2 protein-coding genes and 2 pseudogenes are annotated in these 3,379 nt (G+C 64.9%); 2 read left to right on the forward strand and 2 right to left on the reverse strand.

What is annotated here, in order from left to right; all coding sequences use genetic code 11:
• A partial coding sequence (locus tag ACWEO7_RS38715; protein WP_452430723.1) for a hypothetical protein occupies positions 1-349 on the forward strand: 349 nt, incomplete at its 5' end.
• A gap of 370 nt (positions 350-719) precedes the next feature.
• Positions 720-866 carry a hypothetical protein gene (locus tag ACWEO7_RS38720; protein ID WP_452430724.1) on the forward strand — a complete coding sequence of 49 codons (147 nt, stop codon included), beginning with the start codon at positions 720-722 and terminating at the stop codon, positions 864-866.
• 673 nt (positions 867-1,539) lie between these two features.
• On the opposite strand, the pseudogene ACWEO7_RS38725 reads toward ACWEO7_RS38720, so the two are convergent.
• Both ACWEO7_RS38725 and ACWEO7_RS38730 read right to left on the reverse strand, forming a co-directional pair.
• Positions 1,540-1,758, reverse strand: a pseudogene (locus ACWEO7_RS38725) (transposase); the annotation flags it as partial.
• A 599-nt stretch (positions 1,759-2,357) separates the two neighbouring features.
• Positions 2,358-2,856, reverse strand: a pseudogene (locus tag ACWEO7_RS38730) (transposase); the annotation flags it as partial.
• Between the last annotated feature and the right edge of the window lie 523 nt (positions 2,857-3,379).

Below are 3,379 nucleotides of genomic sequence, written 5' to 3' on the forward strand. Positions count from 1 at the left end.
CGAAAGCCTGCGCATGTCCACCCTCAGATCATCACCCACCCCGCAGACCTACACGAACACCACCCACACCTCAAACATTCAGTTCCAGGTCAATAGCAGTAACCGCAGCCATCAGCCGCGACGATCACCGGGAACAGTCGCACCTCACCAACGGCAGGCCCGCACCGCGGTGTGCACCCGCGAGGGCTGGAGCGAGGTTGATGCGCCGCTGATTGCCGGGGTGTGCCGCCGTCACGGTCGTGCAAGAACGACGAAGCCGACGCGCTGTCGGTCGGCATTGGCCACGCTCAACAGCACCGGAATTCGATCGGTGCATTCCGACGAGACGGCCAGCCATCCGGTTGCTTAGCATACTGGGCCGGTTGGTGCCGCGGCCGGGCTGCCGAACGATTCACTGCTGAGGCTGCCTCGAAGCCGCTTCGGTCGGTGCGCCCCCACGAACACTGGCGCCGCACCATGTGGCAGATCGCCGTCGACCTGGTCGGCGAGCTCCGCCCGGCTCGATCGCCGCAAGACAGCGCGACCGACTCCCTCGACGTTGCCGTCACCGCCTCCAGCTCACCACCATCTACGAGCGAGGTACACCCACGGTACATCATAGGGATTTCCCCCATTTCGTGTCGGTCTTTTCTCGTGGGAAGATCACACCAGTGGTGTGCTCGCCGGTTTCTCCAGAAGTTCTACGTCGCCCTGCAGGAGGAAAGGAGGAAATGAACTTCGTGGGTATCACAGACGACGTCACTTTCGACGGCCCGGCGCCCTACCCCCAAAAGCAGGTGATCTACCCCGACAACGGGCACTATTCGCTGCTGCACCAGTTCGGTGACGAAGTACTCGCGTCGGCGGCCCGCGACAGCTGGGGCTGACACGCCGCCGACGGACGTCGGATTCGCCGTCGCGCCGCGTGATGCACCCCTTGGGACCTATTTGCCGCGCGGAAGCTAGAGAAGGATCCAGTTCAGCGCGAGGTACAAAAGTTCCGCGGAGGTGCCGAGAGCGCTATCACGGCGGCTGTTGCCGAGGTTAAGCCAATGCGGCAGTGACGATCGCAGTCAGTCTGGGAAGGCCGCTCATCCGGGCGCTCCATACGCCTACTGATCCTGGACACCGCCGCGGTATCGGCCATCGCGCTGGCCGATACCGCCAGCCGGTTCGACACGCGTACACGTCGAGCATGCGCCGACGACGAGGGTTGACCTGCCACCTCAAGCGCCCACTTCACAGGCCGACCAGGGGGCGAAGCTTTTCGGGACCGCGCTTCTGTTTTGTTACCTAATCGGGCCCCGGACCGGTGCGTCGGTACGGGGCCCGTTCGGGGGTATTCGCGCCTTTCCGCCGATCGCTCGGTAGTTTGACGGAATTAAATGTACCTTCGTGCTTAGATTTCTCCAAATCGAACCGCCTTCGTCTCAGGATCCTGGGCCTCCGGCCACGAGAATCAATCGCGACTGGGCAGATCCATTCCGCTATCCGCATTCTCGGGGTCACGCCCCGGGGCGTGGTGTAAGTGGGGTGGTCACCGCCTGATCCAGAATTCGATTAGGCGGTGAGTGCTGCCGGGGTCGTTTCCTCCTGTTCGTCGGTGTGGGTCGTGGTGGTTGAGCGGGATCGGGCCAGGACGTCGAGGCCGGGGTAGCGGCGGCCTTCGATCCATTCGTCGTGTTGTTCGGCCAGAACGGCGCCGACGAGGCGAATGATGGCTTGCCGGTCGGGGAAGATGCCGACGACATCGGTGCGGCGGATTTCCTTGGAGGCCTTCGGGAACGATCGGCCCCCACCCCGTGCCGCCAGCGCGGCGGCGGAGGCTGGCAAGCGCGGACTTGGCGTAGCCAGCGTGGCGGACACGTCATGCGCGGCACTGCCAGTTGCCAGCAGCCGCCGGGGCTTCTGTAGCTGCTATAGGGGCCGCGGGACCGCCGCTACCAATGCAGAACACCACGCAAGCGGGCCCTCCAGAGACAGCCGACCATCACCAACCCACAACAGTGTCATGCCACCTACTTCGTAACGCGAGCATGAATTCTTGTGTCCATCACCGCCAGTCGCGCCGACATGCCGAAGAATCTGTCAGCTCCTGACCGATGCCGCCGCTGGCGTCACAGCGGCGCCTCGCGCTGCAACATCCCGGCGAGTCCGCATCACTGATCTCTGCCGCCACGGTCCGCAGGAACAGCCGAGAGCGATCGCATCGCCAGCCACCAACCACAGTCGTCTCCGCCCGTAGGCAACACGGCAACTCTCGAGTGGACGCGGTGCAGATTCGCGCGCGGCCCGACGCGAGGGCTGCTCGTTCTCCCGGCCCGGTAGATCAGCGTCACAGATTGAAGGCGGTTCCCCCGATGTGTGGACACCGGCTGTCACGCTGCGAGCGGTACCTTACTGGCGGTCTGTTGCTCGTAGGTGATCGGGCTGGTTTGCCCGATGCTCGAATGCCTCCTGATCGTGTTGTATCGCGTGATCCATCGGGGCGTCGCGGGCCGAGGCGAAACGGTCGGCGCCCTGTAGCGTTTCCCGTTTCAGGCAGCCGCTCCATGCCTCGGCGACGGCGTTGTCGGCGCTGGAGCCGACCGCGCCCCGGGACTGGATCACCCCCAGCTCGGCGCACACCGCGGCGAACTGCTCAAAGCAGTATTGGCCGTGGTCGGTGTGCAGGATCGCCCCGGCCAGATTGCCGCCCCGGGTCGTGGCTGCGGCGCGTAGCGCGTCGACGACGAGGTCGGCACACATGTGGTCGGCGATCGACCAGCCCGCCAACCGGCGTGAGAACAGATCGAGGACCAACGCCAAATACAGGAATCGGCCCTCAGCGATCGGCAGGTAGGTGATATCGCCGACGTATTTCTGGTTCGGTGTGGCCCCCACGATCAACTCCTCGAACTCCGGACCCTACGGCCCATCTACTCAAGGTGTCCACACCCCAGGGGACGTCCCGACACCACAGTCGAACCCGTCTGGGGTACCCGGTGCCACAAGTTCACGCGTGTCACGCGGGCCTTGCGCACGCGACACCGCGGCCCCGCCCTGGCGTCCTGGCCGAACCCGGCGATGCCCCGGCCAGCGCCCGAACTCGATGCGCCAGACCCCGACCTCACCCCGAACCCTGCCACCACGACCTGCCCTGCCGAGCATCGATCCCGGGTGGTCGGTAACTGTGGGATCGGAGTCTTCAGGTGAGATTCCCGGCCGTGTCGCCGAGGACCGCTCTGACCTGGGGAATATGGGAGTGTCGGTTGGATATCCCGACACTCCGTCTTCACGAGCTGCCGACAGCGGTAGGTAGTGGTGGGGGCGGGATCCGCATCTTCCCGATGTGGGTGGTGTACCTACGCGACGACAGTGAGGAGTGTCGGCGGGCGCAGGAGGCTGATGGGAGAACGTT

Source organism: Nocardia sp. NPDC004260 (genome assembly GCF_053603155.1).